The sequence below is a fragment of the Cellulomonas sp. P5_E12 genome, from assembly GCF_054049315.1.
This window is the reverse complement of sequence record NZ_JBFUMP010000018.1, coordinates 26,341-52,381: the sequence shown is the minus strand read 5'-3', so window position 1 is coordinate 52,381 and position 26,041 is coordinate 26,341. Positions and strand designations below refer to the sequence as shown.

The window sequence follows — 26,041 nt, the reverse complement described above, 5'->3', positions numbered from 1 at the left end:
TCCGGCACGACTGAAACGCTTCGGCACCTCGCGGCCCCGGGCCTGCGGCGACCACTCTGCGATCCGGCACCGGCTCAACGAGGAGGACCCCCATGCCTGTCGTACCCACCACCCGGCGCTCGGCACTGCGCACCGCGGCCGTCGCCCTCGCTGCGACCATCGCCGTCGGCGCCGCCGTCGCGATCCCCGCCCAGGCGGCATCGACCCTCAAGGACCTGGCCACCGCGGCCGGCAAGGACATCGGCTTCGCGCTCGCACCCGACAAGCTCTCCGAGTCGGGCTACAAGTCCGTCGCCGACAGCGAGTTCACGCTCGTCGTCCCCGAGAACGCCATGAAGTGGGACGCCACCGAGCCGTCCCAGAACTCGTTCAGCTACGGCGCCGGCGACCAGGTGGCCGCCTACGCCGCGACCAGCGGCAAGAAGCTCTACGGCCACACGCTCGTCTGGCACTCCCAGCTGCCCGGCTGGGTCACCAACCTGTCCGGCACGGCCCTGCAGTCCGCCATGACCAACCACATCACCAACGTCGCGACCCACTTCCAGGGGAAGGTCGTCGCGTGGGACGTGGTCAACGAGGCGTTCGACGACAACGGCTCGCGCCGCGCGTCGTCGCCGTTCCAGCAGAAGCTCGGTGACGGCTACATCGAGACGGCGTTCAGGACCGCCCGGGCGGCGGACCCGGCCGCCAAGCTCTGCATCAACGACTACAACACCGACGGCATCAACGCGAAGAGCACCGCGATCTACAACCTGGTCAAGGACTTCAAGGCCCGCGGCGTCCCGATCGACTGCGTCGGGTTCCAGGCCCACCTGATCATCGGGCAGGTGCCCTCGGACCTGAAGGCCAACCTCCAGCGCTTCGCGGACCTCGGCGTCGACGTCCGGATCACCGAGCTCGACATCCGCATGGCGACCCCGGCCGACGCCACCAAGCTGGCCACCCAGGCAGCCGACTACAAGAAGGTGTTCCAGGCCTGCCTCGGCGTCACCCGCTGCCAGGGCGTGACCCTCTGGGGCATCACCGACAAGTACTCCTGGGTCCCCGGCACGTTCCCTGGCCAGGGCGCGGCGCTGGTCTGGGACGACGGGTACGCCACGAAGCCGGCCTACGACGCGATCGCCTCGGCCTTCGGCCAGGTCCCGCCCGTGACGACGACGCCGCCGGTCACGCCAACCACCCCGCCGGTCACCCCGACGACGCCCCCGGTGACCCCCACCACCCCGCCGAGCGCCGGTTGCCAGGTCACCTACGCCGTCAACCAGTGGAACACCGGCTTCACCGCCAACGTCACCGTGAAGAACACCTCCTCGGGCCCGATCAACGGCTGGTCTCTGAGGTTCACGTTCCCGTCCGGGCAGGCGATCACGCAGGCGTGGAGCTCCGTCGCCTCGCAGTCCGGCTCGGCCGTGACCCTCACGAACGCCGCCTGGAACGGCGCGATCCCGGCCGGCGGGAGCGTGCAGATCGGGTTCAACGGCTCGCACAACGGCACCAACGCGGCGCCGGGCTCGTTCGCCCTGAACGGCACGACCTGCACGACGGCCTGACCCGATCCGGCCCGGGACCCCCGCACGGGACCCGGGCCGGCTCGCGCCACCTGCGGATACGCTGGCGCGATGACGACCGAGGCGGCACCGCGCACCACCTACCTCCTGGTGGACGGCGAGAACATCGACGCGACCCTCGGGTCCTCGATCCTCGGCGGGCGACCCACCCCGGAGCAGCGGCCCCGCTGGGAGCGCGTGCTGACGTTCGCACAGCAGACGTGGAACCAGCCCGTGAAGGCGCTGTTCTTCCTCAACGCCTCCAACGGCTCGCTGCCCATGTCGTTCGTGCAGGCCCTGCTGGCCATCGGGTTCCAGCCGATCCCGCTGTCGGGCGAGTCGTACGAGAAGGTCGTCGACATCGGCATCAAGCGCACGCTCGAGGCCATCTCCGGCCGCGGCGGCGACGTGCTCCTGGCCAGCCACGACGGCGACTTCGCTCCCGAGCTCGAGGCGCTCGTCGACGACGAGGACCGCCGCGTCGGCCTCCTCGCGTTCCGGGAGTTCACCAGCACCCAGCTGTCGGCACTCGTGGCCCACGGGCTGGAGACGTTCGACCTCGAGGGCGACGTCGCCGCGTTCAACGTGCAGCTGCCCCGACTGCGGATCATCCCGCTCGACGAGTTCGACCCGCTGCGCTACCTCTGACGGCCCGACGCCAGGCCCAGGTCACGGCGCCATAACGATCTACCTGCTACCGGTCAGGTTTTACCTAGTACCGCGTGGCTCAGATGCTTTGTGCGCTGGTAGACAGTCGCCTGGTTCCGCCCGAGAAGTCCGCCGAGCTGCGCCGTCAACGGCGACGGTGCAGGTCAGCGGCTCCTCGGGCGGCCATCTATCGGCAGCACCGACCGGGCGGTCCCCTCCTCCCGGCGGTCACCACGACGAGGTGGTCATGAAGCGTCACATCCTGGCGGGGCTCGTCCTCGCACTCCTCACGACGGCGATCGTGCTGTTCTCCGGCCCCGAGCTCCAGGGCGTCGCCCTGCTCGGCGCCGCGCTCGGCGGGGCCCTCGGGCTCGTGCCCGACCGCTCCCCCGCCCAGCGCGCCGGCGGGTTCGCCGTCGGGTTCGCCGCCGCGTGGCTCGGCTACGCGCTGCGTGCAGCCGCCCTGCCCGACGCCGCCGCCGGCCGCGCGGTCGCGGTGCTGGTCGTCCTGGGCCTCTGCCTCGCCGTCGCCGGGCTGACGCGCGGCCGGCTTTCCCTCTGGTCGACGCTCCTCGGCGCGGCCGCGATGGCCGGCGCCTACGAGGCGACCTACGCCGCCGACCCCACCGCGTTCGTCACCTCCTCGGCCACCACCGCGACGTCGATCCTGCTCGCCGCCGGCGCGGGGTTCCTGGCCACGTCGCTGCTCGGCGTCGTCGTCGCGCAAGACCGCGAGGAGGAGCGCAACGAGCAGGACTCGTTCTTCGCCGAGGCCGAGCAGCCCGCCGCCCTCTACCAGGGCGCGGCGAGCTTCGCCGAGACCGCGCGTGGCGTGCCCGCCACCCGTCCTCTCGACCCCCAGGAGGCCTGACGTGCGCCGCACGACCACCACGGCGGCCGCGGCCGTCGTCCTGATCCCCCTGCTCGTGTGCGCCGCCGGCTCCCCCGCGCTCGCGGCGGACTCCGGCGACGTGGCCGTGACCAACACCGAGACCGTCCAGGCCCGCCTGTCGGCCACGGGCGCGTTCCAGGAGGCGCGCGTCTACGACCAGCTCGCCCTGAGCGGCCACGGCACGACGACCGTCACCAACCCCGTCTCGACCAAGGGGCTGCGCAACCTCGACGGCTTCGGCGGCTACACCGTGGTCGACGGCAACCTGGTGAGCACCCTCAGCGTCGACGGCGAGCGCCGGGAGCGCTCGGTGAGCACGTACGACAAGGACCTGCCCCTGCGTGTCGAGGTCACCTACACGCTGGACGGCAAGCCGGTGCAGCCGGGAGCCGTCGTCGGCAAGAGCGGCACCCTCGGCGTCCACTACAAGGTCACGAACACGACCGGCAGGACGCAGGACGTGACCTACGACGACGGCACCGGCGCGCAGGCCACCACGTCGGCCCAGACCGTCATCCCGATGATCGGCCAGCTGGTCACCGTCCTGCCGGCCACGTTCACCGACGTGCAGTCCGACGAGGCCGGCATGGCCGGCGACGGGCACGGCGGGACGCGGATGCAGTTCCAGATGACGCTGTTCCCGCCCATCGGCTCCGCCACCGCGGAGTTCGGCTACACCGCGACGGTGAGCCACGGGGTCGTGCCGAAGGCCAACCTCACGTCCATGCCGGTCTCCCCGCTGGACTACCCGTCGTTCAAGGGCGGCGCCGCGAGCTACAAGTCCGGTGCGCAGAAGGGCGTCGACCTGACGGGCGGTGCCCTGCAGATCGACGACTCGGTCCTGCAGCTGCACGACGGCGCGGCCCAGCTGCTGGCCGGCCTGCTCCAGCTGCGCGACGGCGCCGCGACCCTGTCCGCCGGGCTCAACGACGACGCGGCACCCGGCGCGGCGGAGCTCGCCGACGGCCTGACCGACGAGGCCGCGCCCGGCGCGGCGCAGCTCGCGGCCGGCCTCAACGGGAAGGCGGCCCCCGGGTCGTCGCAGCTTGCCGCCGGCTTGAACGGCAAGCTCGCACCCGGCGCCGACCAGCTCGCGGCCGGTCTCAACCGGGACGCCGCGCCCGGCGCGGCAGCCCTGGCCCTCGGCGCCGCCCAGCTCGACAGCGGGCTCGCCGACGCGGTGAAGAAGGCTCCGGCGCTGATCACCGGCCTCACGACCGTCGACGGCGGGCTGGCCAACGTCGAGGCCGGCCTGGTCAAGATCTACGGCGGTGTCGACCTCATGTCGCAGAAGGCTCCGGCGCTGAAGGCCGGGCTCGGGCAGCTCCGCGCGAAGATCGGCGACACGTCGACGCCCAAGACCCTGGTGTCCACGCTCGACACGATCCGCCTCGGCGCCTCGTCCGCGTCGACCGGCGCCTCGACGCTGTCGGCGAAGGCCGTGGGCCTCGGCGGTCTGCTCGACGCCGACATCGCGACGCTCGACGGTCTCAAGGGCGGGCTGACGGGCACCGACCTGGACACGTTCGTCGCCACCCTGGCCAAGCTCAGCGCCGAGGTCGACTCGCTCTCCGACCTGAAGGCCGAGTCGATCGCGTCGGGGAACGCTCTTCTCGCCGCACAGCTCAGCGCGGCGGCAGCGGGCCTCCAGGCCGCCGAGTGCGGCGTCAGCGGAGCACCCCAGGTGTGCCTCGACGCCAACGGCGGCAAGCTCGTCCCCGGCGTGCTCGAGTCGCTCGGTTCTCTCGAGGACGGTGTGGACGCGCTGATCACCGGGCTCGGTTCGGTCAAGGCCGGGATCGGCGACGACGACGACACCAAGGCCGACCTCACCGCGCGGGGCGGCATCCACTCGCTGCAGGCCGGCGTGAAGGAGCTCAGCGCGGGCGGCGGCGCCCTCGGCACCGGCCTCGGGCAGCTCAGCGCCGGCGCGACGAGGCTCAACGGGGGCGCGGGAAGCCTGTCCGCCGGCCTGACCACCGCGGCCGCCGGCTCGTCGGCGCTCGCCGCGGGCGTCCACGACGCGGCCGACGGTTCCACGGTCCTGGCCGAGGGCCTCCAGGGTGCGGCGTCGGGCTCCTCGGACCTGGCCAAGGGGCTCGCTGTCGCCGCCGCGGGTTCGCAGGCACTCGCCGAGGGTCTCGTCGACGCCGCCGACGGGTCCACGCAGCTGTCGGACGGCCTCGGCACGGCGGCGGAGGGTGCACCGCAACTCGTCGACGGCACGCAGCAGCTGTCCGACGAGGGCACCTCGCAGGTCGTGGTCAGCGGGCAGGCCACCGCCGAGGACTTCGGCGTGAAGTACGCGGTGCTCAGCGCGGGCGCCGAGCGGGCGTCGACCGAGGGCATGGCGTACGGCGCACCCGCGGGCGCGGTCGGCGCGACGGCCTACTCGATCGACATCGCCGGGGTCGACGGTTCCGGGGTCAGCTCGCTCGGGCGGTTCATCGCGGCGCTCGTCCTGTTCGCCGCCGGCGTCGGCGTCGCGACGCTGGCACGGCGGCGCTTCGTCTGAACGTCACCGAAGGCGTGCGGCCCCTCCCGGGTCGCACGCCTTCGGGCTGTCTAGCCGCCGAACCCCGCGGCGAGCGCGTCGTCGATCGCCTGCTCGACCTGGGCGCGGTGCTCGCCGGCGAAGAGAGCGACGCCGTGCGCGTCGCCCGTCAGCTCGACGAACGTGCTCGGGTCGTCGGGCCGCGACACGAGCTTCGACGACAGCGCCGTGACGTTCCGGTCGTCGGCCGAGGCGATCACGAGCAGCGGGCCGGTGTAGCGGCTGCCGGCCGCACGCGCGTCGTGACCGTCGTACTGCGCGGGCGGTCCGAGCGCGACGACGGTGACCGGGTCGAGGTCGTCGGCGAGCGCGGCGGCGTACATGCCGCCCTTGGACGCGCCGACGAACGCGACGTCCGTCGCCCCCTGCGCGTCCAGCACGTCGACCGCGTCCCGGAAGGACCGCTCGCCGTCGCTCGACCAGGTGAACGTCGCGACGAGGTACCCCTCGTCGACCAGCCGCTCGAGCTGCCGGGCCCACTGGCACACGTCGCCGTCGCTCTGCGGTGCCAGCACGACGCCGCGGGCGCCGGACCCGGCGACACCCACGAGGGTCGGGTCGCCCTCGGGTCCCACGTTCACCGCCGAGGCGCCGTCGGGCAGGCACAGGGGCGCGTCGGCGGGGCGGACCGTGGCGACCGACGACGGGGTCGGCGTCGATTCCCCCGCGCCGTCGCCGCACGCGCACAGCGTCAGGACCAGGGCGAGGACCCCGGCAGACGGGCGGAGACGGACCGCGGAGGGCACCCTCCGTTCCTAGGCCCAGGGACGGCCCGAGGGCAAGGCACTTGTCAGGTCGCGTCGTCGTACCGGTCGAGGACGATCTCGACCAGCCGGTCGTCCGGGGCCAGCGGCGCGGCGACCGCGTCGGCACCGGCCTCGAGCACGCGGTCGTAGAAGTACCCGGGCGCCAGGAGGTAGGAGGCGACGACGACCCGGCCGCCGGGGGGCAGGTCGGCGCGCGCGGTCTCGACGGCGGCCGCGACCCGGGGCTCGGCGCCGGCGCCGTACCCGATGGTCACCGGCTGCGGCATGCGGTCCGCCAGCCCGGCGGCGACGGACTCCACGGCGAGGGCGGCGGCGGGGTCGGTCGATCCGGCCGCGGCGAGGACGACGGCGTCGTCGGCCGCGAGCCCGACGGTCTCCAGCCGGTCCACGAGGATGTCGACCAGGCGCGGGTCCGGGCCGAGCGGGGAGGCTGCCGTGGCGCCGGGCTGGTCGACCGCGCGTGCGATGTCGACCTTGACGTGGAAGCCGATCGACAGCAGCAACGGCACGACGACCGCCGCGGACGCGTCGTTCTCGAGCGCGTGCGCGACCACGTCGGCGACCTCGGGCTGCTGCACGTCGACGAACGCCTCGCGCACGTCCAGGTCGGGCCGGGCCGCGGCGACGCCGGTGAGGATCGAGCGCACGGCCGCGCGACCGGACAGGTCGTCCGTGCCGTGGGAGCAGCCGACGAGCACCGGACCGTCGAGGTCCTGGGGACGCTCAGGTACCGGGCCGCGCGCGTGCAGGGCGTTCGTCATCCGACCTCCTCCAGCTGGAGACGGTAGCCCCTCTTCACCACCGTCCGGATGAGGACGCGGCTGCCGGTGGCCTCCCGCAGGCGCGCGATCGCGACCTCGGCGGCGTGGGGGTCGCGCGAGTCGCCGGGCAGCGCGGCGAGCACCTGGTCCCGCGGGACGACGGCGCCGCCGGCCGCGGCGAGCAGCCGGAGCACCTCGAGGCCGGTCGGCGTGAGGGCGAGCACGTGGCCGTCGAGCACCGCAGTGCCGCGGTGCACCTGGAGCGGGCCGGCGATGGTCTGCAGCGCCTGCAGGCCGCCGTAGTGCCCGACGAGCGCCCGGACCAGCGAGCCGAGCCGGCCCCGGTCGGGCACGAGCGGCTCGATGCCGCGCTCCAGCAGGGGCTTGGCGGTGATGGGGCCGACCGCGGCCATCACGACGGCGCCGCGCCGGGCCAGCCCGGCGATCCTGTGCGAGACCCCGGCGTCATCGGCGGCCGCCAACCAGGCCGCCGCGCCCGGCGCGGAGGTGAAGACGACGGCGTCGATCTCGCCGGCGGCCACCGCGCGGACGGACGCCTCGACGACGGCCGGGTCCGGCGGCGGTCCCCAGCGGTAGACGACCAGGCTGCGCACCCGGGCGCCCGCGGCGGCGAACGCCTCGTCGAGACCGTCGGCTCCGGCACCGTGGTGCTGCACCGCGATGTCGCGGCCCGCGACGCCCTCGTCGAGCAGCACCTCGGCGATCTCGGCGCTCGTCTCCGACTCGGCGACCCAGTCCGCCGTGAGACCTGCCGCCTGGATCGCGCCGCGGGCCTTGGGTCCTCGGGCGACGATGCGGGTGCCGCGCAGCATCTCCACCAGCGGCTCGTCGAGGCCCGCCGCGTCCGCAGCCTCGATCCAGCCGCGGAACCCGATGCCGGTGGTGACGACGACCGTGTCCGGCGGGTCAGCCAGCAGAGAGCGGGTGCCCTCGAGCAGCGCGGCGTCGTCGGTGTGCGGGACCATGCCCAGCGCGGGCGCGTGCCGGACGGCGGCGCCGCGGCGGCCGAGGGCTGCGGCGAGCTCGGCCGAGCGGCGGTCGGCGGTGATGAGCACGACGAGGCCCGCGAGGGTCTGGTCGATGGGTTCGCTCACGGTGCCATTGTGACGGGCGCGGGGGCCGTTGCGTCGGGAGAGCCGGTGGTGTGAGGCGCGTCACCCTGCTCGAGCAGGCCCGCGGCCGCCACCGCCCCCAGCACGATCACGGCGGGCGCCCGCACCCCCGCCGCGGCCGCGACGTCGACGACGTCGTCCAGCCGGGCGCGCGTGACGCGCTGGCCCGGCAGGGTCCCCTCCTCGACCAGCGCGACCGGCGTGGCCGGGTCGGCGCCAGCATCGAGCGCCTCGGTGGCCAGAGAAGCCAACGCGCTCACGCCCATGAGGACGACGACCGTGCACGAGGCGTCCCGCAGGCCCGTGAGCGCCGCGGACGACCAGCCGTCGTGCCCGTTCATCACGTGCACGGCCCCGACCGTCCCCCGGTGCGTGAGGGGGATGCCCGCGGCGGCGGGCGCGGCGAACGCGCTGCTCACTCCGGGGACCACGGTGACGTCCACGCCTGCCTCCCGGCACGCGAGGACCTCCTCGCCGCCCCGCCCGTACACGAACGGGTCGCCGCCCTTGAGCCGCACGACCGTGCGGCCGCGCTGCGCCTGCTCGACCAGGATCCGGCCGATCTCGTGCTGCGGGACCGGGTGGTGGCCGGGCGTCTTGCCGACGTCGATGATCTCGACCCCCGGTGCCAGCTCGTCCAGCACCGCGACCGGGCCGAGCCGGTCGGTGACCACGACGTCCGCCTCGGCGAGCGCGCGGCGGCCGGCGAGCGTCAGCAGCCCGACGTCCCCGGGACCGCCGCCGACGAGCACGACCCGCCCCTCCCGGGATCGCCGGTGCCGCAGGTCGACGCGCCCCTCGCGCAGGTGCTCGGCGAGGGCGTCCCGGACCGCGACGGTGCGCCGGGGGTCGGGCGTGCCGGTCGAGACGACGCCGACGAGCACGTTCCCCTGCTGCGTCGTGGCCGGAGTGCGGGCCGAGCCCTCGGCCCCCGCGCCGGCGTCGACGCAGAACGTCCGGCGGGCCTCGGCCCAGCCGGCGACCGCGGCGTCGGTCCCCCGGTCGCCCGTGGCCGTGTGCACCAGCCAGGCGCCGTCGAGGTCGGCTTCCTCCACCTCGCGCGCCCGCCACTCCAGCAGACCCCACCGGTGCAGGTCGAGCAGCACCTCGCACAGCTGGGGCGCGACGACGACCGCGCGCGCGGCGTCGGCGAGCAGTCCCTGCACGCGCCGCGCGGCCACCGGTCCGCCGCCGACGACGAGCACGCGGCGGCCCGTGAGCTGGAGCCCGAGCATGGTCGTCATCGCCCGACCTCCACGCGTCCGTCGCGCACCCGGACGGGCCAGGTGTGCAGGTCCGGGTCCATGCCGCGCGCCGGCTCCTTGCCGGCCACGTCGAGGCACCGGCCCGTCGTCAGGTCGAACACCTGCTTGTACATCGGGGAGGCGACCGTCGGGACCTCGACCCCCTCGACCGACCGGGAGCCGACGATGCCGCGGGAGATCACGTGCGCGTCGCTGAACGGGTCGTGCTGCTGGACGGCGAGCACGCGGCCGTCGAGCAGGCGGAAGAGGGCGACCTGCTCGCCGTCGAGGAGCGCGGCGGCGCCCCGCTCGGGAGCGAGGTCGTCGAGCCGGCAGACCGCCGTCCACACGCTGGTCTCGAGCAGGGTCATGAGCGGACCTCCAGGGTGGTGCCGGCGACGAGCACGGGCTCGCCGCGTCGGGCCGCGTCCTTCTCCTGCGCCGTGGCCGGACGCGACTGGCCGCGCTCCGGCACGTACGCCAGCGACGGGTCGGGAGTGTCGGGGGCGTTGACGAAGCTGGCGAACCGGCGCAGCTTCTCGGGGTCCTCGAGGGTGGCCCGCCACTCGTCCTCGTACTCGTCGACGTGCCGGGCCATCTGCTCGTCGAGGTCCGCCGCGATGCCCAGGGAGTCGTCCATGACGACCGCGCGGACGCCCTCCAGACCGCCCTCGACGTCCTCGATCCACGGCGCCGTCCGCTGCAGTCGGTCCGCCGTGCGCACGTAGTACAGGAGGAACCGGTCGATGGTGCGGACCAGGGTCTCGGTGTCCAGGTCCTCCGCGAGCAGCTGCGCGTGCCGCGGCGTGAAGCCGCCGTTGCCGCCGACGTAGACGTTCCAGCCGTTGTCGGTCGCGATGACGCCGACGTCCTTGCCGCGGGCCTCCGCGCACTCGCGTGCGCAGCCCGAGACGCCCAGCTTGATCTTGTGCGGCGACCGCAGCCCGCGGTACCGCAGCTCGAGCATGACCGCGAGCGCCACCGAGTCCTGCACGCCGAACCGGCACCACGTCGACCCCACGCACGACTTCACCGTGCGCAGCGACTTGCCGTACGCGTGGCCGGACTCGAAGCCGGCGTCCACCAGGCGCTGCCAGATGAGCGGGAGCTGGTCGATGCGGGCGCCGAACATGTCGATCCGCTGCCCGCCGGTGATCTTGGTGTACAGCCCGAAGTCCTTGGCCACGGCGCCGATCGCCATGAGCCCCTCGGGCGTCACCTCGCCGCCGGCGATGCGCGGGACCACCGAGTACGAGCCGTCCTTCTGCAGGTTCGCCATGACGTGGTCGTTGGTGTCCTGCAGCGCGGCACGCTCGCCCTCGAGGACGTGCGCCGGCGACGTCGTCGCCAGGATCGACGCGACGGTCGGCCGGCAGATGTCGCAGCCGCGTCCCTCGGCGCGGGTGCCGAACCGCTCGATGACCTGCGTGAACGACGAGACGCCCGACACCCGGACCGCGTCGTACAGCTGCGCGCGGCTGAGGGCGAAGTGCTCGCACAGCGCGGTGCTGACGGCGATGCCCTGCGCCGCCAGCTCGGTGGTCACCAGCTTCTTGACCAGCGGGAGGCACGAGCCGCAGCTGGTGCCGGCCTTGGTGCACGCCTTGACCGCGCCGAGGTCGGTGCACGCGTGGTCGGTGACCGCGCCGCGGATGGTGCCGGCCGAGACGTTGTTGCAGGAGCAGACGGCGGCGTCGTCGGGGAGCTCGAGGTCGGGCGCTCCCCCGCCGCCCTCCGGCAGCAGGTAGGCGGCCGGGTCGCCCGGGAGCTCGCGGCCCAGCATGGGGCGCAGGCTCGCGTAGGCGCTGGCATCGCCGACGAGCACGCCGCCCAGCAGCGTCCGGGCGTCGTCGGACATCACGAGCTTCTTGTAGACGCCGCCGACCGGGTCGGCCCAGACGATCTCGAGGGCGCCCGGCGTGACGCCGAACGCGTCCCCGAAGCTGGCGACGTCGACGCCCGAGAGCTTGAGCTTGGTCGCGGTGTCGGCGCCGGGGAACGCCGAGACCCCGCCGAGCAGCCGGTCGGCGGTGATCTCGGCCATCGCGTACCCGGGGGCCACGAGCCCGATGCAGGCGCCCTGGATGCACGCGACCTCGCCGACCGCGGAGATGTCGGGGTCGCTGGTCAGGCAGGTGTCGTCGACAACCACGCCGCCGCGCTGGCCGATGGTCAGGCCCGACGCCCGTCCGAGCTCGTCGCGCGGACGCACACCGGCCGCGATGACGACGACGTCGGCGTCGACCCGGCCGCCGTCGGCGAGGTCCAGGCGACCCACGCCGCCGCGGCGGTGCGGGCGGATGCGGGTCGYCATGGCGTTGAGGCGGACGCCGACCCCGAGCTGGTTGATGAGCCGGCGCAGGGCCTCGCCGCCGCCGAGGTCCACCTGCGCGGACATGAGGTGGGTGCCCACCTGCAGGACGGTGGTCTTCGCGCCCAGCGCCTGGAGCGCACCCGCCGCCTCGAGGCCGAGCAGGCCGCCGCCGAGCACCGCGCCCTTGACCACCCGGTCCTGCGAGAGCTTCTCGACGTAGCCGCGCAGGGCCGCGACGTCGTCGACCGTGCGGTAGACGAACACCCCCGGCAGGTCGGCGCCCTCGAGGGGCGGGACCCACGCCGATGAGCCGGTCGCCAGCACGAGGTGGTCGTAGTGCTCCACGCGGCCACGGCCCGTCGTGACGGTCTTCGCATCCCGGTTGATCTGCGTCACCGCGTCGTCGCGGACCAGCGTCACCAGCGGGTCGGACCAGAGCGCGGGGTCGCCGAGCGCGAGGTCGTCGGCGTCGCGACCCGAGAAGTAGCTGGTCAGCGCGACGCGGTCGTAGGGGCGTCGCGGCTCTTCCGCCAGGACCGTGATGCGCCAGGTACCGGCGGCGTCGCGGTCGCGCAACGCCTCGACCAGCCGCTGCGCGACCATGCCGCCGCCGACGACGACGAGGTGCTGGTTCATGGGGAGCTCCGTCTGGCTGGGGTCCGGGGGCACCTCCCACGCTAGGAACGGCGTGTTTCCGTCGGGGGTGCTGCCCCGTTACCCCGGAGGAACCTTTCCCGCACACGCCGTGGGTGCGCGGTGTGAGAGTGAGGGCATGAGTCCGGTCATCGCCCTGCTGCGGGCCGCCAACGTGGGCGGCCGCACCATCAAGGCCGCCCAGCTGCGATCCGCCGCCGAGGGCCTCGGCCACACCGAGGTCGCCACCTACGTGAACAGCGGGAACCTCGTGCTCGTGCCCGCCGGCGCCGCCTCCGACGTTGGTCCGGGGTTGTCGGAGGCGTTGTCTGCGGCGCTGGGCTTCGACGTCCCCGTGCTCACGCGGACGCTGGCGCAGTGGGACGCGATCGTCGACCGGTTGCCGTTCCCCGACGAGGCCGAGGCCGACCCGTCGCACCTGGTCCTGTACTGCTGGGACGGGGCGCCGAAGGACACGTCGTTCGACCCGACGCCCTACGGCAACGAGACCGTCGCGTTCGCCGGGCACGAGATGTACGCCTACTTCCCCGACGGCATCGGCCGCTCGAAGCTCACGCTCCCGATGATCGAGAAGTCGACAGGTCGCCGCGGCACCGCCCGGAACTGGAACACCGTGCTCGCGCTGCAGCGGCTCGCGCGCGAGCGCGCCTGACTAGCGTGGGCGCCATGAGCACCCTGTTCACCAAGATCATCGCCGGCGAGATCCCCGCGCGTTTCGTGTGGGCCGACGAGGTCGCCGTCGCGTTCGGCACCATCGCCCCGATCACCGACGGCCACGTGCTCGTGGTGCCGCGCGAGGAGATCGTGCAGCTCACGGATGCCCCCGACGACGTGCTGGCCCACCTGATCGCCGTGGCGAAGACCATCGGGCGGGCCCAGCAGCAGGCGTGGTCCGCGCCGCGCGCCGCGCTGCTGGTGGCGGGCTTCGAGGTCCCTCACCTGCACCTGCACGTGCTCCCCGCGTGGGACGAGGCCAGCCTGACGTTCCGGAACGCGCGCACCGACGTCCCGGCGGCGGACCTGGACGCGGCGGCGGAGCGCGTCCGCGCGACCCTCGTCGACCAGGGCCACGGCGCCCACGTCCCGGCCACGCTGAGCTCCCCCGCCCTCTGACCCCGTCGCAACGTCCGCACGATCGAGCGCCCGGGCGACCGAATCTGCGGACGCTGCGCACTCCCGACCGCCAACGTCCGCACGATCGTGCGTCCCGGCGACCGAATCTGCGGACGCTGCGCACTCCCGACTGCCTATGTCCGCACATTCGAGCGTCCCGGCGACCGAATCGGCGGACGTTCGCGCAGCTCTTGGAAGTTCGGCCTCGAACCCCCCGGCATCGGGCGGGCGGGCTGCGGTGTTGTGGTTGCGCAGACGCACGGGTGTCGGGTGACGACAACCCGGCTCCGGCGCGGCAGAGTCGGGGCACCACCACGGGAGGCAGGAATTGATGGCCGGACGTCCTGACAAGGGGCTGCACACGGGGCTGGCCGCGCTGGCCGGGGTCGCCGCGGGGGCCGTGACGCTCGGCGTCGGATCGATCGTCGCGCTGGTCACGGGCCCGACGTCGGACCCGCTCGTGGCCGTCGGGTCCGCGTTCGTCGACGCCACGCCCACCTGGCTCAAGGACTTCGCAGCCTCGACGTTCGGCACGGCGGACAAGCTCGTGCTCCGGCTCGGCTCGGTGGTGGTCGTGCTCGCGCTCGCCGCCCTGGCCGGGGTGCTCGCCTCACGCCGGTGGGCCTGGGGCGCGACGCTCGTCGTCGTCCTCGGGGCGGTCGCGGGCCTCGCGGCGATGGGTCGGCCCGACGCCGGGACGCTCGCCGCGCTCCCGAGCGTCGCCGGCGCGGTCGCCGGCCTCATGACCCTGCGTGCGCTGGTGCGGCGGCTCCCCGGCGCCCCCAGCCAGCGGCCACGGCCGTCGGCCGCCGAGCGCCGCGCGTTCCTGCAGGCCACGGCCGYGGCCGGGKGGCTCGGGGTGGTGGGCGTCGTGATCGGGCGCGTCGTCGGCGCCGGTGCCCGGGGCGCCCAGGCGGCGCGTGCGGCGATCCAGATCCCCCGCCCGAGCACCACGGCGGCACCGGTCCCCGCGGGGGTCGACGTCGGGGTGGACGGCGTCGGCCCCTGGCAGACCCCGGCCGGCGACTTCTACCGGATCGACACCGCCCTCGTCGTGCCGCAGGTCGACCCGAGCACGTGGAGCCTGAGGGTGCACGGCATGGTCGAGCAGGAGATCACGCTCACCTGGGACGAGCTGCTGGCGAGCGAGCTGGTCGAGGCCTGGGTGACGCTGGCGTGTGTGTCCAACCCGGTGGGCGGCGACCTCATCGGCAACCAGAAGTGGCTGGGCCTGCCCATCCGGGAGCTGCTCGCGAGGGCGAAGCCGACCGGCGACGCCGACATGGTCCTGTCCCGCAGCGTCGACGGGTTCACCGCGTCGACGCCGCTCGAGGCGCTCACCGACGGCCGCAACGCGCTGCTGGCGATCGCGATGGACGGCGAGCCGCTGCCCGTCGAGCACGGCTTCCCGGTGCGGATGGTGGTCCCGGGGCTCTACGGGTACGTGTCGGCGACGAAGTGGGTGACCGACCTGACGGTCACGCGGTTCGCCGACGCGACGGCCTACTGGACCGACCGCGGCTGGTCCCCCGAAGGGCCCATCAAGACCCAGTCGCGCATCGAGGTGCCGAGCTCCGGCGCGTCGGTGCCCGCCGGGTCTGTCGTCGTGGCCGGTACCGCCTGGGCGCAGCACCGCGGCATCACCGGCGTGCAGGTGCGCGTCGACGACGGCGCGTGGAACGACGCGACGCTCGCCGACGACGGCGGCATCGACTCGTGGCGTCAGTGGTCGTGGACGTGGGACGCCGAGCCCGGCGACCACGACCTGTTCGTCCGCGCGTCCGACCCGGTCGGCCCGCAGACCGGCACGCCGGCCGACGTCGTCCCCGACGGCGCGACCGGCTACGACACGGTCCGCGTCAAGGTCTCCTGACGAGCCTCGGCCGGCTGGTCCGGGTCCGACTTGCGGAGCCAGTCGACGATGCCGCAGACGGCGTCCTGGCAGCCGCCGCAGCCCGTGGTCGCGCGGGTGGTCGCGGCGACGTCCTCGACCGACCGGGCGCCGTGGCGCCAGCACCCGACGATGTCGCCCTTGGTGACCCCGTTGCACCGGCACACGACGGCCCGGTCCGGCATCATCGTCGGGCTCGCGGCGGGGACGGCGACGCCCGCGACGGGTCGCATCAGCAGCTGCGCGGGGTCGGCCGGGGCCGGCGTGCCGCGCGTGTAGGCCGCGACGAGGTCGGCGGCGACCGGTCCGGCGCCGACGCAGGTCGCGCCGACGACGCGCCCGTCGGCGACGACGACCTCGATGTGCCGGCCGCCCTCCGGGTCGCTGAGCCGGACGCGCCGACCCCCGGCCCGGGGACCGCAGAGCCCCATGGCGACGACGTCGAGCCCCACGCCCTTGACCTTGACCACGTCGGTGCCGACGGTCGGCAGGGGCGAGTGGTCGCGCGCCGCGGCCGGCTCGGTGAGCAGGGTGGCGAGCCGCCGGGCCTGGTCCCAGCCCTGCGCGATGAGCCCGGAGCCGCCCTCGGGAGGTTCCGCGCAGTCGCCGATCGCGAACACCCGCGGGTCGGCGGGCGAGGCGAGGTCCGGGCCGACGACGATGCCGCGCGCGACGTCGAGGCCCGCGCGCTGCGCGAGTCCGACCTCGGGCGACGTGCCCGCGGTCAGGACGAGCAGGTCGCTGGTCAGGACCTCCCCACCCTCGAGCCGCACGCCGGTGACCCGGCCGTCGCTGACGAGCGCCTCCTCGGTGCGCGCCCCGACGCGGACCGCGATGCCGAGCGACGAGAGCCGCGCCGTCGTCACCGCGGCGGCCGCGTCGTCCAGCTGGCGGTCCATGAGGTGCCGCCCGCCGTGCACCACGGTGACGGGTACCCCGCGGTTGGCCAGTCCGCAGGCGACCTCGAGCCCCAGCACCCCCCCGCCGACCACCACCGCGCGGCGCGCGTTGACCGTGGCGGCGACGATCTCGCGCGCGTCGTCGAGGGTGCGAAGCGCGTGCACGCCGGCGGGCAGTCCGTCGTCGTCGCGGCGGCCGAACAGGTCGGGGATCCGCGCCCGCGCACCGGTGGCCAGCACGAGCACGTCGTAGGGGTGCCGCTCACCGGCGTCGTCGTGCACCACGCGGGCGGACCTGTCGACGGTCACCGCGCGCGTGCCCGGCAGCACCTCGCTCGCGGTCTTGTGGGCACCGCGCGGCAGGGTGATCGAGGCGACGTCGAGCTTGCCGGCGACCACCTCGGACAGCAGGACGCGGTTGTAGGGCTCGTACTCCTCGGCACCGAGCACCAGGGTCTCGAACCGGCCCGACCGGTCCCGCTGGTGCAGATCGTCGACGAAGCGCGCGCCGACCATCCCGTGGCCGACCACGACCACCCGCACCTGGCTCATGAGACCCCCAGCAGCGTCGCGTCGTCGAGCACGTCGACCGACCCCTCCCACCGGCGCACGTCGACCGCGCACACCTTGAACTCGGGCATCCCGGAGATCGGGTCGGTCGCGTCCGTGGTCAGCCGGTTGGCGCTGCTCACGCCGCTCCAGTGGAAGGGCAGGAACACCGTGTCGGCACGCACCGCGTCCGTGACCCGAGCCCGGACCACCCCGCGGCCGCGCGCCGTGTCGAGCTGCACCAGGTCGCACTCGGCGATCCCCAGCAGGTCGGCCAGCAGCGGGTGGATCTCGACGTACGGAGCCGGCGCGCTGCGCACCAGCTCCGGCACGCGCCGCGTCTGCGCGCCGGACTGGTAGTGCGCGAGCACCCGGCCGGTCACCAGGAACAGCGGTGCGTCGCGGCGCAGGTCCTCGGACGGGCCGCGGTGGTCGACGGGGACCAGGCGGGCGCGGCCGTCGGGCGTCGGGAAGCGGTCGAGGAACATGCGCGGCGTGCCCGGGTGCGGCGTCGGACCCGCCGGGACGGGCCAGAAGAGGTCGGGCTCGGCGTCGAGGCGCGCGTGGCTCAGGCCGCTGTAGTCGGCGCGACCGCCGGCCGACGCGCGCGCGAGCTCGTCGAACACGGCGGACGGGTCGGTGTCGAAGCGGACGGTCGAGCCCAGCCGGTGGGCCAGGTCGGCGAGGATCTCGAGCTCGCTGCGCACGCCCGGCGGCGGTGGGAGCGCCCGGCGCCGCCGGATCACGCGGCCCTCCAGCGACGTCATCGTGCCCTCCTCCTCAGCCCACTGCGTGACCGGGAGGACGACGTCCGCCAGCAGCGCGGTCTCGGACGGCAGGAAGTCGCAGACCACCAGCAAGTCGAGCGACGCCAGCCGCTCGCGCACCCGGTCCGCGTCCGGGGCGCTGACCAGCAGGTTCGACCCGTGCACCAGCAGCGCCCGCGGCCCGTCCGGGGTGCCGAGCGCGCGCAGCAGCTGGATCGCGGGCATGCCGGTGCGCGGCAGGTCGGCGGGGTCGACGCCCCACACCCCGGCCACGTGCGCCCGCGCCGCCTCGTCCTCGATGGACCGGTAGCCGGGCAGCTGGTCGGCCTTCTGCCCGTGCTCGCGACCGCCCTGCCCGTTGCCCTGGCCGGTGATCGCGCCGTAGCCGGACCCGACGCGACCGGGCAGGCCGAGCAGCAGCGCGAGCGTGATCGCGGCGGTGACGGTGTCCGTGCCCTGCGTGCTCTGCTCGACGCCGCGACCGGTGAGGACGTAGGCGCCCGTCCCGCCGCGCGACGGCGACGCGTTGGCCAGCACGAACGCGGTGCGGCGCAGGGTGGCCACCGGGACGCCGGTGACCTGCTCGGTCCGCTCGGGCCACCAGAGCGCCACCGAGCGCCGGATCTCGTCGAGACCCGTGGTCCGCTCGGCGAGGTACGCCCGATCCGCGAGCCCCTCCGCGAGCACGATGTGCGAGAGCCCCAGCAGCAGCGCGAGGTCGGTGCCGGGCATCGGCTGCAGGTGCACCCCGCCGTCGTCGGCGGTCAGGTCCGCGGTGGCCGAGCGCCGGGGATCGACGACGAGGACGCCGCCCACGGACCGGGTGTGCGCGAGGTGCTGGACGGCCGGCGGCATCGTCTCCGCGAGGTTCGAGCCCAGCAGCAGGACGGCCTGCGCCCCGCCGAGGTCGGCCAGCGGGAACGGCAGCCCGCGGTCCAGGCCGAGGGTCCGGTTCGCGCCGGCCGCCGCGCTCGCCATGCAGAACCGACCGTTGTAGTCGATGTTCGGCGTCGCCAGCACCGTCCGCGCGAACTTGCCGAGCGCATAGGCCTTCTCGTTGGTGAGCCCGCCGCCCCCGAACACCGCGACGGACTGCGGCCCGTGGGACGTGCGCAGGTCGGCCAGGCGTGACGCGACGAAGCCGAGCGCCTCGTCCCAGGACACCGGCGATCCGTGCAGCAGCGGCGTGGTCAGGCGGTCCGGCGCCCGCAGCAGCGTCGGCGACGTCCAGCCCTTCTGGCACATGCCGCCCTTGTTCGTCGGGAAGTCCCGGCCCGCAGCGGTGACAGTGCCCGCGGCGCCGCCGGTGCCGATCTCGAGCGTCTGCGCGCACTGCAGAGCGCAGTACGGGCAGTGGGTGGCCGCGGGCCGGGACATCAGATGACCGTCGTGCCGTAGGCGCCGGAGCGGCGCTGGTACACGAACCACGTGGTGGCGCCCATGACCAGGTACAGGCCGACGATCACCCAGAGCGCGCCCTGGATGTTGCCGGTGAGCGAGGTGGAGATCGCGAACCCCCGCGGGATGAGGAACCCGCCGAACGCCCCGACCGCACCGGCGATCCCGAGGCAGCCCGCGGCGGCCTTGACGCGCCGGGCGCGGTCCGCGTCGTCGGTGGTGCCGAACCGGAACACCGCGGGGATCATCCGGTAGACCGAGCCGTTGCCGGCGCCCGTGGCGATGAAGAGCACGAGGAACGACGCCAGGAACGGCCAGAACTCGTGCGCCCGCAGGGCGAAGATCGCGCACACGACGCCGATCGCCATGACGGAGAACGCGACGATCGTGACGCGGGCGCCGCCCAGCTTGTCGGCCAGCATGCCGCCGAGGGGGCGGGCGATCGAGCCGACGAGCGCCCCGGCGAACGCGATGGAGATGGTCACCTCGGGGAACTGGCTCTTGAGCAGCGTCGGGAACGCGCCCGAGAAGCCGATGAACGAGCCGAAGGTGCCGATGTAGATGAACGAGATGATCCAGGTGTTCCTCGACCGGGCGGCGACGCCGTAGGAGCGCGGGTCCGACTTGGCGTTGGACAGGTTGTCCATGAACCGCCAGGCAAGCAGGGCCGCGATCAGGACCAGCGGCACGAACATCAGCCCGGCGCGCTCGAGCTCGAGGCCCGCGGCGCCGACGATGACGAGCGGCACGGCGAACTGCACCGCGGCGGTGCCCAGGTTGCCCCCCGCGGCGTTGAGGCCGAGCGCGCGGCCCTTCTCCCGCTCCGGGTAGAAGAACGAGATGTTGGCCATCGAGGACGCGAAGTTCCCGCCGCCGACGCCCGCGAGGGCCGCCACCGCCAGCAGGGCGCCGAAGCCCAGGTCGGGGTTCTGTACGGCGATCGCGAGGCCGATCGTCGGGACCAGGAGCAGCAGCGCGGACACGATCGTCCAGTTGCGGCCGCCGAAGAGCGGCACCGCGAACGTGTAGGGGATGCGCAGCGTGGCGCCGATCAGCGACGGGACGGCGATGAGCCAGAACATCTGGTCGACGGTGAGGTCGAAGCCCGCCGCGGGCAGCTGCGGGACGACGATGCTCCACAGCGCCCAGACGGCGAAGCCGAGGAACTCGGCGAACACCGAGAGACCAAGGTTCCGGCGGGCGATGACCCGGCCGACGGAGGCCCACTGGCCGCCGTCCTCGGGGTTCCAGCCGTCGATCCAGCGGCCGGGGCGGTGCGTGAGCGGAGCGCGTGCGCTGTCGAGGACCGGTGCGTCGGTCGCGAGCTGGGTGGCCATAGGGACCTCCGGAGGACGGGTGGGGTCTGTGTCGACGACGACGCTAGGGAGCGCATGTTTCGACCGACCTGCCCGCCCCGTTGCGCGTTCGGATCCATTCGCGCACCGGTTGCCGCGGCGGCCTGTGAGATCAGCCGAGCGGTCGCACCCGCACGTGCTCGCTCGGGACGGCGAGCCGGACGGTCGCGCCGACGTGCAGACCCAGCAGCGCGACCTGCGCCGGCGGCAGGTCGACGAGCACGTCGCCGGTGGTCCGCAGGCGCACCCCGGTGGTCCCCGGCTCGAGGTCGATCACCCGCGCGGTCCAGCCGCCGTCGCCGCCGACGACGACCGCGCCGGGCGGGAACGTCACCTGGGCACGACCGCCCGGCGCGGCGGCGCACGGTACGAGCAGGCCGTCGGGGCCGGCCAGCAGCGTCCCGCCGCCGGCACCGGCCACGAGCGTGCCGACGACGAGGTTGACCCCGGCCAGCGCGGCCGTGAACGGATGGACGGGGTCGGTGAGCACGTCGAGCGGCCGACCCTGCTCGACCACCTGACCGTCGTGCAGGACGACGACCCGGTCCGCCAGCGTGACGGCGTCGAGCACGTCGTGGGTGACCAGGACGGTCGCCGTGCGCGTGCGCCGGACCTGTTCGCGCACCAGCTCGCGCAGCTCCGCGGCCGTGCGCACGTCCAGCTGGGCGAACGGCTCGTCGAGCAGGAGCACGTCGGGCCCGGCCGCGAGCGCACGCGCGAGGGCGACCCGCTGGCGCTGCCCGCCGGACAGCGCGTCGGGGCGACGGTCGGCCAGTCCGTCGAGGCCGACGGCGGTGAGCCACTCGTCGGCCGTCTCCCGGGCCTCCTTCGCCGGCACGCCGGCCGCGCGAGGGGCGAAGGCCACGTTCTCGCGCGCGCTCAGATGCGGGAAGACCAGCGGGTCCTGGCCCAGCAGGCCGACGGACCGACGCTCGGGACGGACGTCCGTCTCCACGCGCCCGTCCCAGACGGCGGTCAGCGTCCGGTCCCCCACCCGCACCACGCCGTCCGCGGGGACCAGGTGCCCGGCGAGCACCGCGAGCAGCGTCGACTTGCCCGCGCCGTTGGGGCCGAGCACCGCGACGATCTCGCCGGGGTGGGCGGCGATGGTCACGTCGAGCGCGAAGGCGCCCCGGCGGACCGCGACCTCGGCGTGCAGGGACGTCATGCGGCCCGCCCGGGCCGCCAGGCGCGCGCCGCGAGCAGCACCGCGATCGCCGCGAACACCAGCAGGAGCGACAGCGCGACGGCCGTGCCCTGCGTGACGCCGGCCCCGTTGAACGCCGAGTAGATGGCCAGCGGCATGGTCTGCGTGACGCCCGGGGAGTTGCCGGCGAACAGCGCGGTCGCGCCGAACTCCCCGAGCGCCCGCGCGAAGCACAGGACCGTGCCGCTCACCAGGCCGGGCATGACCAGCGGGATGGTGATGCGCCGCAGGACGGTCCACGGCCCGGCTCCGAGGCTCGCGGCGACGATGTCGAACCGGGTGCCCGCCGTCCGCAACGAGCCCTCGACGGAGAGCACCAGGAACGGCATGGCGACGAACGCCTGCGCGATGACCACGGCCGCCGTGGTGAACGGGATCGTGATGCCGAACCACGTGTCCAGCGACTGCCCGACCAGCCCGCGCCGCCCCAGCAGGTACAGCAGCGCGATGCCGCCGACCGTCGGCGGCAGCACGAGCGGCAGCGTGACCAGGGCGCGCAGCACGTCGGCCGACCAGCCCCGCGCCCGCGCCAGGACGACCGCCAGCGGGACGCCCAGCGCCAGGCACACGACAGTGGCCGCGACCGACGTGGTCAGCGACAGCCGCAGCGCATCCATCGCGGCGGGCGTGGAGATGTCCGCGGGCAGCGTGGACCAGTCGGCGTGCACGACGAGGGCGACGACGGGCAGGACCAGCAGCCCGGCTGCGAGGGCCGCCGGCAGCCAGAGCAGGCCCGGGACGCGGGCAGGTCTCACGGCGCGGTGAACCCCAGGTCCGAGAGGATCTTCTGACCCGCGTCGGAGAGCACGAGGTCGACGAACGCCCGGGCGACGTCCTCGTTCTCGGTCGTCGTCAGCACGACGATCGGGTACTCGTTCACCGCCGTGGCCGCCTCGGGGAACTCGACGCCCTCGACGGTGTCGCCGGCCGCGAGCACGTCGGTCCGGTAGACCAGACCGGCGTCGGCGTCACCGGTCTGCACCTTGGTGAGCACGGCCTTGACGTTCTGCTCCTGGCTGACCGGGGTCAGCGTGAGGCCCACACCGTCGAGGACCTTGTGCGCCGCCGCGCCGCAGGGCACCTCGGGCGCGCAGAGGACGACCTTGCCGCCCGACGTCGAGAGCGCCGCCAGGTCCGCCAGCGACGTGATGGTCGTCGGGTTGCCCGGCGCCACGACGATCTCGAGCGTGTTCGTCGCGAAGACCGTCGGCGTCCCGTCGGCGAGGCCCGCGTCGGTCACCGTGGCCATGTTCGCCAGGTCCGCAGACGCGAACACGTCCGCCGACGCCCCGCCGACCAGCTGGGTCGCCAGGGTGGACGAGCCGTCGTAGGTGGTCGGGTGCACCGTGACCCCCGGATTCTGCGCGGCGAGCTCCTGGCCGATCGCGTCGAAGGCACCCTGCAGCGAGGCCGCGGCGAACACGGTGAGCTCGCCCGTCAGCTCGGGTGTGGACGTCGGGGTGCGCTCGGCAGCAGGCGTCGCCGACGAGCACCCGACGAGCGCGAGCAGCACGGCCGCGGTGCCGACGAGCGCGCGGGCCCTCATCGCTGCGTCCGCGGGGTCTCGACGAGCACGGTGGTGGCCTTCACGACGGCGGTCGCGCGCGAGCCCACCTCGAGCCCGAGCTCGCGGACCGCCTCGCTCGACATCAGCGACACCAGCCGGAACGGGCCGGCCTGCAGCTCGACCTGGGACATCACGGTGTCGCTGAGGATGCCGGTCACCAGCCCGGGCAGCCGGTTGCGCGCCGAGCTGGTGCCGGCGGCGGGGTCCTCCGGGGTCCGTGCTCGCTCGACGGCCAGCGCCGCGAGCTCGACGCCCCCGACCACGCTCCGGCCGGCGTCGTCGGTCCGGGCCTCCAGCGCACCGGAGTCGACCCACCGCCGGACCGTGTCGTCGCTCACGCCCAGCAGCTCGGCTGCCTCGCTGATCCTGTAGTCGGTCACGAACGCGATCGTAGTGCCGCAGGTACGGCTGTCCAGGGCCATCTGGTCCGCGGATGCGGAAGTCCGGCGCGACCACACCGCGGGCGGTACGGTCCGTTCATGGCGAAGAAGTCGGGCAAGAAGCGCAAGGGGAAGATCCCGAACGACATCTACGAGGCCGAGCTCTTTCGCCTGCAGGCCGAGCTGGTCAAGGTCCAGCTCTGGGCCAAGGCCACCGGCGCCCGGGTCGTCGTGATCTTCGAGGGCCGCGACGCTGCCGGCAAGGGCGGCACGATCAAGCGGATCTCGGAGTACCTGAGCCCACGCATCGTGCGCATCGCCGCGCTGCCGACGCCGACCGATCGCGAGAAGACTCAGTGGTACTACCAGCGCTACGTCGCCCACCTGCCTGAAGCCGGCGAGATCGTCCTGTTCGACCGGTCCTGGTACAACCGCGCCGGCGTGGAGCACGTGATGGGGTTCTGCACCCCGCAGGAGTACAGCCGGTTCATGCGGCAGACGCCGATCTTCGAGCAGATGCTCATCGAGGACGGCATCCTCCTGCGCAAGTACTGGTTCTCGGTCTCCGACAGCGAGCAGCTCAAGAGGTTCCGCTCCCGCCTGAACGACCCGGTACGCCAGTGGAAGCTCAGCCCGATGGACACCGCGTCGCTGAGCCGGTGGGAGGAGTACTCCAAGGCCAAGGACGAGATGCTCGTGCACACCGACGTGCCGGCCAGCCCGTGGTTCATCGTGGAGTCGGACATCAAGAAGCACGCGCGGCTCAACATGATCAGCCACCTGCTCTCGACGATCCCGTACACCGACGTGCCGCACGAGAAGGTCACGCTCCCGGACCGGCCCCCGGCCACGAACAACTACGTCCGTCCGCCGCGCGAGCTGTCGACGTACGTCCCCGACCACGTCCTCGAGCTGATGGGCGACCCGGAGAAGCACCTCTGACGCCGACGGCGAACGACCGTTGCGTCGCGGGCGATCACCTGCGACGTTGATCCGCATGTCGACGACCTCGACCTCCCCGGGCCCCGCCCTGCGGGTCTCGCTGCCCGGCCTCCAGCCGTCGGTGCGGGACTTCCTCACCAACGAGGCCGGCAGCGCCGTCTATCTGCTGGCCGCCACCGTCGTCGCGCTCGTCTGGGCCAACTCCCCGTGGGCGGACGCCTACGAGTCGATGTGGTCGACCATGGCCGGCTTCCACATCGGCACCTGGGGTGTCGAGCTCGACCTGCACGACTGGGTCAACGACGCCGCGATGGCCATCTTCTTCGCGGTCGTCGGCCTCGAGATCAGCCGCGAGGCCACCACGGGAGACCTTCGCGACAAACGGACCGTCGCGGTGCCGGCCCTCGGCGCGATCGGCGGCCTGCTCGTCCCGGTGCTCATCTACCTGGCCTTCAACGGCGGGACCGACGCGGCCCACGGCTGGGGCGTCGTGATGTCGACGGACACGGCGTTCCTCGTCGGCATCCTCGCCCTCTTCGGCCCGAAGTGCCCCGACCGGCTGCGGCTGTTCCTGCTCACGCTGGCGATCGTCGACGACATCGGTGCGATCACCGTGATGTCGGTCTTCTACACCTCCGAGGTCGACATGGCCGCGCTCGCGCTCGCCGGGGCGATCGTCGTGGGGATCCTCGTCCTGCGCTGGCTCAACGTCTGGCAGCTGGCGCCCTACGTGCTCGCCGGCATCGCGCTGTGGTTCGCCGTCCAGGCGTCCGGCGTGCACGCCACCCTCGCGGGCGTCATCGTCGGCCTGCTGGTGCCTGCCCGGCCCGCGGAACAGGAGACCATCGAGGAGGTCGCCGGGTACGGCCGCAAGCTGATCGACGACGCCACTGCTGAGCGCGAGCACCTCGCGGAGCTCGCGGCCCGGGCGGCGGTGCCGACGAACGACCGGCTGCAGCGCATCCTGCACCCCTGGAGCGCGTTCGTCGTCGTGCCCCTGTTCGGGCTGGCCAACGCGGGCATCGTGCTGGACGCGGAGTCGTTGCAGTCGGCGGCGCACTCCCGGCTGGCCATCGGCGTGGCCGTCGCCCTGGTGCTGGGCAACGCGATCGGCATCACCGGCGCCTCGACCGTCGCGCTGCGGCTCGGCCTCGGCGAGCTGCCCGGCCGGGTGCGCTGGGGACACCTGCTGGGCGGCGCCGTGCTGGCCGGCATCGGCTTCACCATCTCCCTGTTCATCGCCGGCCTGGCGTTCGACGACGCGCAGCAGCTGGACGACGCGAAGATCGGGATCCTCGCCGGGTCGCTGACGGCCGCCGTGCTCGGTTCGATCCTGCTGCGGTGGCTGGGCGAGAAGCTCCCGCTCTGCTCCCCGCTCAGCGACGCCCCGCCACCCCTGCCGCCGCTGCCGTGGCGGGCGCCGGTCTAGGGCGACCACGCCCGCCGGAGGAGCCGCCGC

22 protein-coding genes are annotated in these 26,041 nt (G+C 74.0%); 9 read left to right on the top strand and 13 right to left on the bottom strand.

The features are described 5' to 3' along the window. The first annotated feature begins 92 nt into the window (after nt 1-92). The 4 genes from ACXJKA_RS14990 to ACXJKA_RS14975 all read left to right on the top strand — a co-directional run bounded on the left by ACXJKA_RS14990 (nt 93) and on the right by ACXJKA_RS14975 (nt 5,602). A complete protein-coding gene (locus ACXJKA_RS14990) occupies nt 93-1,550 on the top strand; it encodes an endo-1,4-beta-xylanase (RefSeq protein ID WP_456826011.1) in 1,458 nt (485 codons plus the stop codon). A gap of 69 nt (nt 1,551-1,619) precedes the next feature. After that, nucleotides 1,620-2,195 carry an NYN domain-containing protein gene (locus ACXJKA_RS14985; protein WP_456826010.1) on the top strand — a complete coding sequence of 192 codons (576 nt, stop codon included), beginning with the start codon at nt 1,620-1,622 and terminating at the stop codon, nt 2,193-2,195. A 247-nt stretch (nt 2,196-2,442) separates the two neighbouring features. Then, the gene (locus ACXJKA_RS14980; protein ID WP_456826009.1) at nt 2,443-3,066 is read left to right on the top strand and encodes a hypothetical protein; all 624 of its coding nucleotides are present in this window, start codon (nt 2,443-2,445) and stop codon (nt 3,064-3,066) included. A 1-nt stretch (nt 3,067) separates the two neighbouring features. After that, entirely contained in the window at nt 3,068-5,602 is a 2,535-nt protein-coding gene (locus ACXJKA_RS14975; protein WP_456826008.1) for a hypothetical protein, read from the top strand. A gap of 50 nt (nt 5,603-5,652) precedes the next feature. On the opposite strand, the gene ACXJKA_RS14970 is transcribed toward ACXJKA_RS14975, so the two are convergent. The 6 genes from ACXJKA_RS14970 to nirB are packed head-to-tail and all read right to left on the bottom strand — an operon-like array spanning nt 5,653 to nt 12,496. Continuing rightward, nucleotides 5,653-6,387: an alpha/beta fold hydrolase gene (locus ACXJKA_RS14970; protein ID WP_456826007.1), complete on the bottom strand. Its 735-nt coding sequence runs from the start codon at nt 6,385-6,387 to the stop codon at nt 5,653-5,655. A 44-nt stretch (nt 6,388-6,431) separates the two neighbouring features. Continuing rightward, nucleotides 6,432-7,169 carry a sirohydrochlorin chelatase gene (locus ACXJKA_RS14965; protein ID WP_456826006.1) on the bottom strand — a complete coding sequence of 246 codons (738 nt, stop codon included), beginning with the start codon at nt 7,167-7,169 and terminating at the stop codon, nt 6,432-6,434. Further along, nucleotides 7,166-8,284, bottom strand: coding sequence for a uroporphyrinogen-III synthase (locus ACXJKA_RS14960; protein ID WP_456826005.1), 1,119 nt, complete (start codon nt 8,282-8,284; stop codon nt 7,166-7,168). The genes ACXJKA_RS14965 and ACXJKA_RS14960 overlap by 4 nt, the downstream gene beginning before the upstream one ends. Continuing rightward, nucleotides 8,281-9,546, bottom strand: a complete 1,266-nt coding sequence (cobA, locus tag ACXJKA_RS14955; protein ID WP_456826004.1) for a uroporphyrinogen-III C-methyltransferase — start codon at nt 9,544-9,546, stop codon at nt 8,281-8,283. The genes ACXJKA_RS14960 and cobA overlap by 4 nt, the downstream gene beginning before the upstream one ends. After that, on the bottom strand, nt 9,543-9,917 hold the full coding sequence (nirD, locus tag ACXJKA_RS14950; protein ID WP_456826003.1) for a nitrite reductase small subunit NirD: 375 nt from the start codon (nt 9,915-9,917) through the stop codon (nt 9,543-9,545). The genes cobA and nirD overlap by 4 nt, the downstream gene beginning before the upstream one ends. Continuing rightward, the gene (gene nirB, locus ACXJKA_RS14945; protein WP_456826002.1) at nt 9,914-12,496 is read right to left on the bottom strand and encodes a nitrite reductase large subunit NirB; all 2,583 of its coding nucleotides are present in this window, start codon (nt 12,494-12,496) and stop codon (nt 9,914-9,916) included. Before nirB ends, nirD begins: the two co-directional genes overlap by 4 nt. 136 nt (nt 12,497-12,632) lie before the next feature. Between nirB and ACXJKA_RS14940 the strand changes: the two genes are divergently transcribed. From ACXJKA_RS14940 to ACXJKA_RS14930, 3 genes are all read left to right on the top strand, one after another. Beyond that, on the top strand, nt 12,633-13,166 hold the full coding sequence (locus ACXJKA_RS14940) for a DUF1697 domain-containing protein (RefSeq protein WP_456826001.1): 534 nt from the start codon (nt 12,633-12,635) through the stop codon (nt 13,164-13,166). 14 nt (nt 13,167-13,180) lie between these two features. Next, nucleotides 13,181-13,627 carry an HIT family protein gene (locus ACXJKA_RS14935; RefSeq protein WP_456826000.1) on the top strand — a complete coding sequence of 149 codons (447 nt, stop codon included), beginning with the start codon at nt 13,181-13,183 and terminating at the stop codon, nt 13,625-13,627. A gap of 331 nt (nt 13,628-13,958) precedes the next feature. Beyond that, on the top strand, nt 13,959-15,500 hold the full coding sequence (locus ACXJKA_RS14930; protein WP_456825999.1) for a molybdopterin-dependent oxidoreductase: 1,542 nt from the start codon (nt 13,959-13,961) through the stop codon (nt 15,498-15,500). Here ACXJKA_RS14930 and ACXJKA_RS14925 read toward each other — a convergent pair. The 7 genes from ACXJKA_RS14925 to ACXJKA_RS14895 all read right to left on the bottom strand — a co-directional run bounded on the left by ACXJKA_RS14925 (nt 15,470) and on the right by ACXJKA_RS14895 (nt 23,640). After that, complete coding sequence (locus tag ACXJKA_RS14925) at nt 15,470-16,969, bottom strand: FAD-dependent oxidoreductase (RefSeq protein ID WP_456825998.1); 1,500 nt, start codon at nt 16,967-16,969, stop codon at nt 15,470-15,472. The two genes, ACXJKA_RS14930 and ACXJKA_RS14925, sit on opposite strands and share 31 nt — an antisense overlap. After that, on the bottom strand, nt 16,966-19,110 hold the full coding sequence (locus tag ACXJKA_RS14920; protein ID WP_456825997.1) for a molybdopterin oxidoreductase family protein: 2,145 nt from the start codon (nt 19,108-19,110) through the stop codon (nt 16,966-16,968). The genes ACXJKA_RS14925 and ACXJKA_RS14920 overlap by 4 nt, the downstream gene beginning before the upstream one ends. Continuing rightward, complete coding sequence (locus ACXJKA_RS14915) at nt 19,110-20,468, bottom strand: MFS transporter (protein WP_456825996.1); 1,359 nt, start codon at nt 20,466-20,468, stop codon at nt 19,110-19,112. The genes ACXJKA_RS14920 and ACXJKA_RS14915 overlap by 1 nt, the downstream gene beginning before the upstream one ends. A 130-nt stretch (nt 20,469-20,598) precedes the next feature. Next, nucleotides 20,599-21,654 carry an ABC transporter ATP-binding protein gene (locus ACXJKA_RS14910; RefSeq protein WP_456825995.1) on the bottom strand — a complete coding sequence of 352 codons (1,056 nt, stop codon included), beginning with the start codon at nt 21,652-21,654 and terminating at the stop codon, nt 20,599-20,601. Continuing rightward, nucleotides 21,651-22,448, bottom strand: coding sequence for an ABC transporter permease (locus ACXJKA_RS14905; RefSeq protein ID WP_456825994.1), 798 nt, complete (start codon nt 22,446-22,448; stop codon nt 21,651-21,653). The genes ACXJKA_RS14910 and ACXJKA_RS14905 overlap by 4 nt, the downstream gene beginning before the upstream one ends. Next, entirely contained in the window at nt 22,445-23,239 is a 795-nt protein-coding gene (gene modA, locus ACXJKA_RS14900) for a molybdate ABC transporter substrate-binding protein (protein WP_456825993.1), read from the bottom strand. Before modA ends, ACXJKA_RS14905 begins: the two co-directional genes overlap by 4 nt. Further along, a complete protein-coding gene (locus tag ACXJKA_RS14895; RefSeq protein WP_456825992.1) occupies nt 23,236-23,640 on the bottom strand; it encodes a TOBE domain-containing protein in 405 nt (134 codons plus the stop codon). Before ACXJKA_RS14895 ends, modA begins: the two co-directional genes overlap by 4 nt. A 99-nt stretch (nt 23,641-23,739) precedes the next feature. On the opposite strand from ACXJKA_RS14895, the gene ppk2 reads away from it, so the two are divergent. Next, nucleotides 23,740-24,582: a polyphosphate kinase 2 gene (gene ppk2 / locus ACXJKA_RS14890; RefSeq protein WP_456825991.1), complete on the top strand. Its 843-nt coding sequence runs from the start codon at nt 23,740-23,742 to the stop codon at nt 24,580-24,582. Between the two features lie 55 nt (nt 24,583-24,637). Beyond that, a complete protein-coding gene (nhaA, locus tag ACXJKA_RS14885; protein WP_456825990.1) occupies nt 24,638-26,011 on the top strand; it encodes a Na+/H+ antiporter NhaA in 1,374 nt (457 codons plus the stop codon). Nucleotides 26,012-26,041 lie beyond the last annotated feature (30 nt).

Excerpts from the sequence above, each read along its gene's own strand:
- nhaA (WP_456825990.1), top strand. The coding sequence starts at position 24,638 with ATGTCGACGACCTCGACCTCCCCGGGCCCCGCCCTGCGGGTCTCGCTG.
- ACXJKA_RS14990 (WP_456826011.1), top strand. The coding sequence starts at position 93 with ATGCCTGTCGTACCCACCACCCGGCGCTCGGCACTGCGCACCGCGGCC.
- ACXJKA_RS14940 (WP_456826001.1), top strand. The coding sequence starts at position 12,633 with ATGAGTCCGGTCATCGCCCTGCTGCGGGCCGCCAACGTGGGCGGCCGC.
- ACXJKA_RS14985 (WP_456826010.1), top strand. The coding sequence starts at position 1,620 with ATGACGACCGAGGCGGCACCGCGCACCACCTACCTCCTGGTGGACGGC.
- ACXJKA_RS14910 (WP_456825995.1), bottom strand. The coding sequence starts at position 21,654 with ATGACGTCCCTGCACGCCGAGGTCGCGGTCCGCCGGGGCGCCTTCGCG.
- cobA (WP_456826004.1), bottom strand. The coding sequence starts at position 9,546 with ATGACGACCATGCTCGGGCTCCAGCTCACGGGCCGCCGCGTGCTCGTC.
- modA (WP_456825993.1), bottom strand. The coding sequence starts at position 23,239 with ATGAGGGCCCGCGCGCTCGTCGGCACCGCGGCCGTGCTGCTCGCGCTC.
- ACXJKA_RS14925 (WP_456825998.1), bottom strand. The coding sequence starts at position 16,969 with ATGAGCCAGGTGCGGGTGGTCGTGGTCGGCCACGGGATGGTCGGCGCG.
- ACXJKA_RS14935 (WP_456826000.1), top strand. The coding sequence starts at position 13,181 with ATGAGCACCCTGTTCACCAAGATCATCGCCGGCGAGATCCCCGCGCGT.
- ppk2 (WP_456825991.1), top strand. The coding sequence starts at position 23,740 with ATGGCGAAGAAGTCGGGCAAGAAGCGCAAGGGGAAGATCCCGAACGAC.
- nirD (WP_456826003.1), bottom strand. The coding sequence starts at position 9,917 with ATGACCCTGCTCGAGACCAGCGTGTGGACGGCGGTCTGCCGGCTCGAC.
- ACXJKA_RS14980 (WP_456826009.1), top strand. The coding sequence starts at position 2,443 with ATGAAGCGTCACATCCTGGCGGGGCTCGTCCTCGCACTCCTCACGACG.
- ACXJKA_RS14915 (WP_456825996.1), bottom strand. The coding sequence starts at position 20,468 with ATGGCCACCCAGCTCGCGACCGACGCACCGGTCCTCGACAGCGCACGC.
- ACXJKA_RS14920 (WP_456825997.1), bottom strand. The coding sequence starts at position 19,110 with ATGTCCCGGCCCGCGGCCACCCACTGCCCGTACTGCGCTCTGCAGTGC.
- ACXJKA_RS14965 (WP_456826006.1), bottom strand. The coding sequence starts at position 7,169 with ATGACGAACGCCCTGCACGCGCGCGGCCCGGTACCTGAGCGTCCCCAG.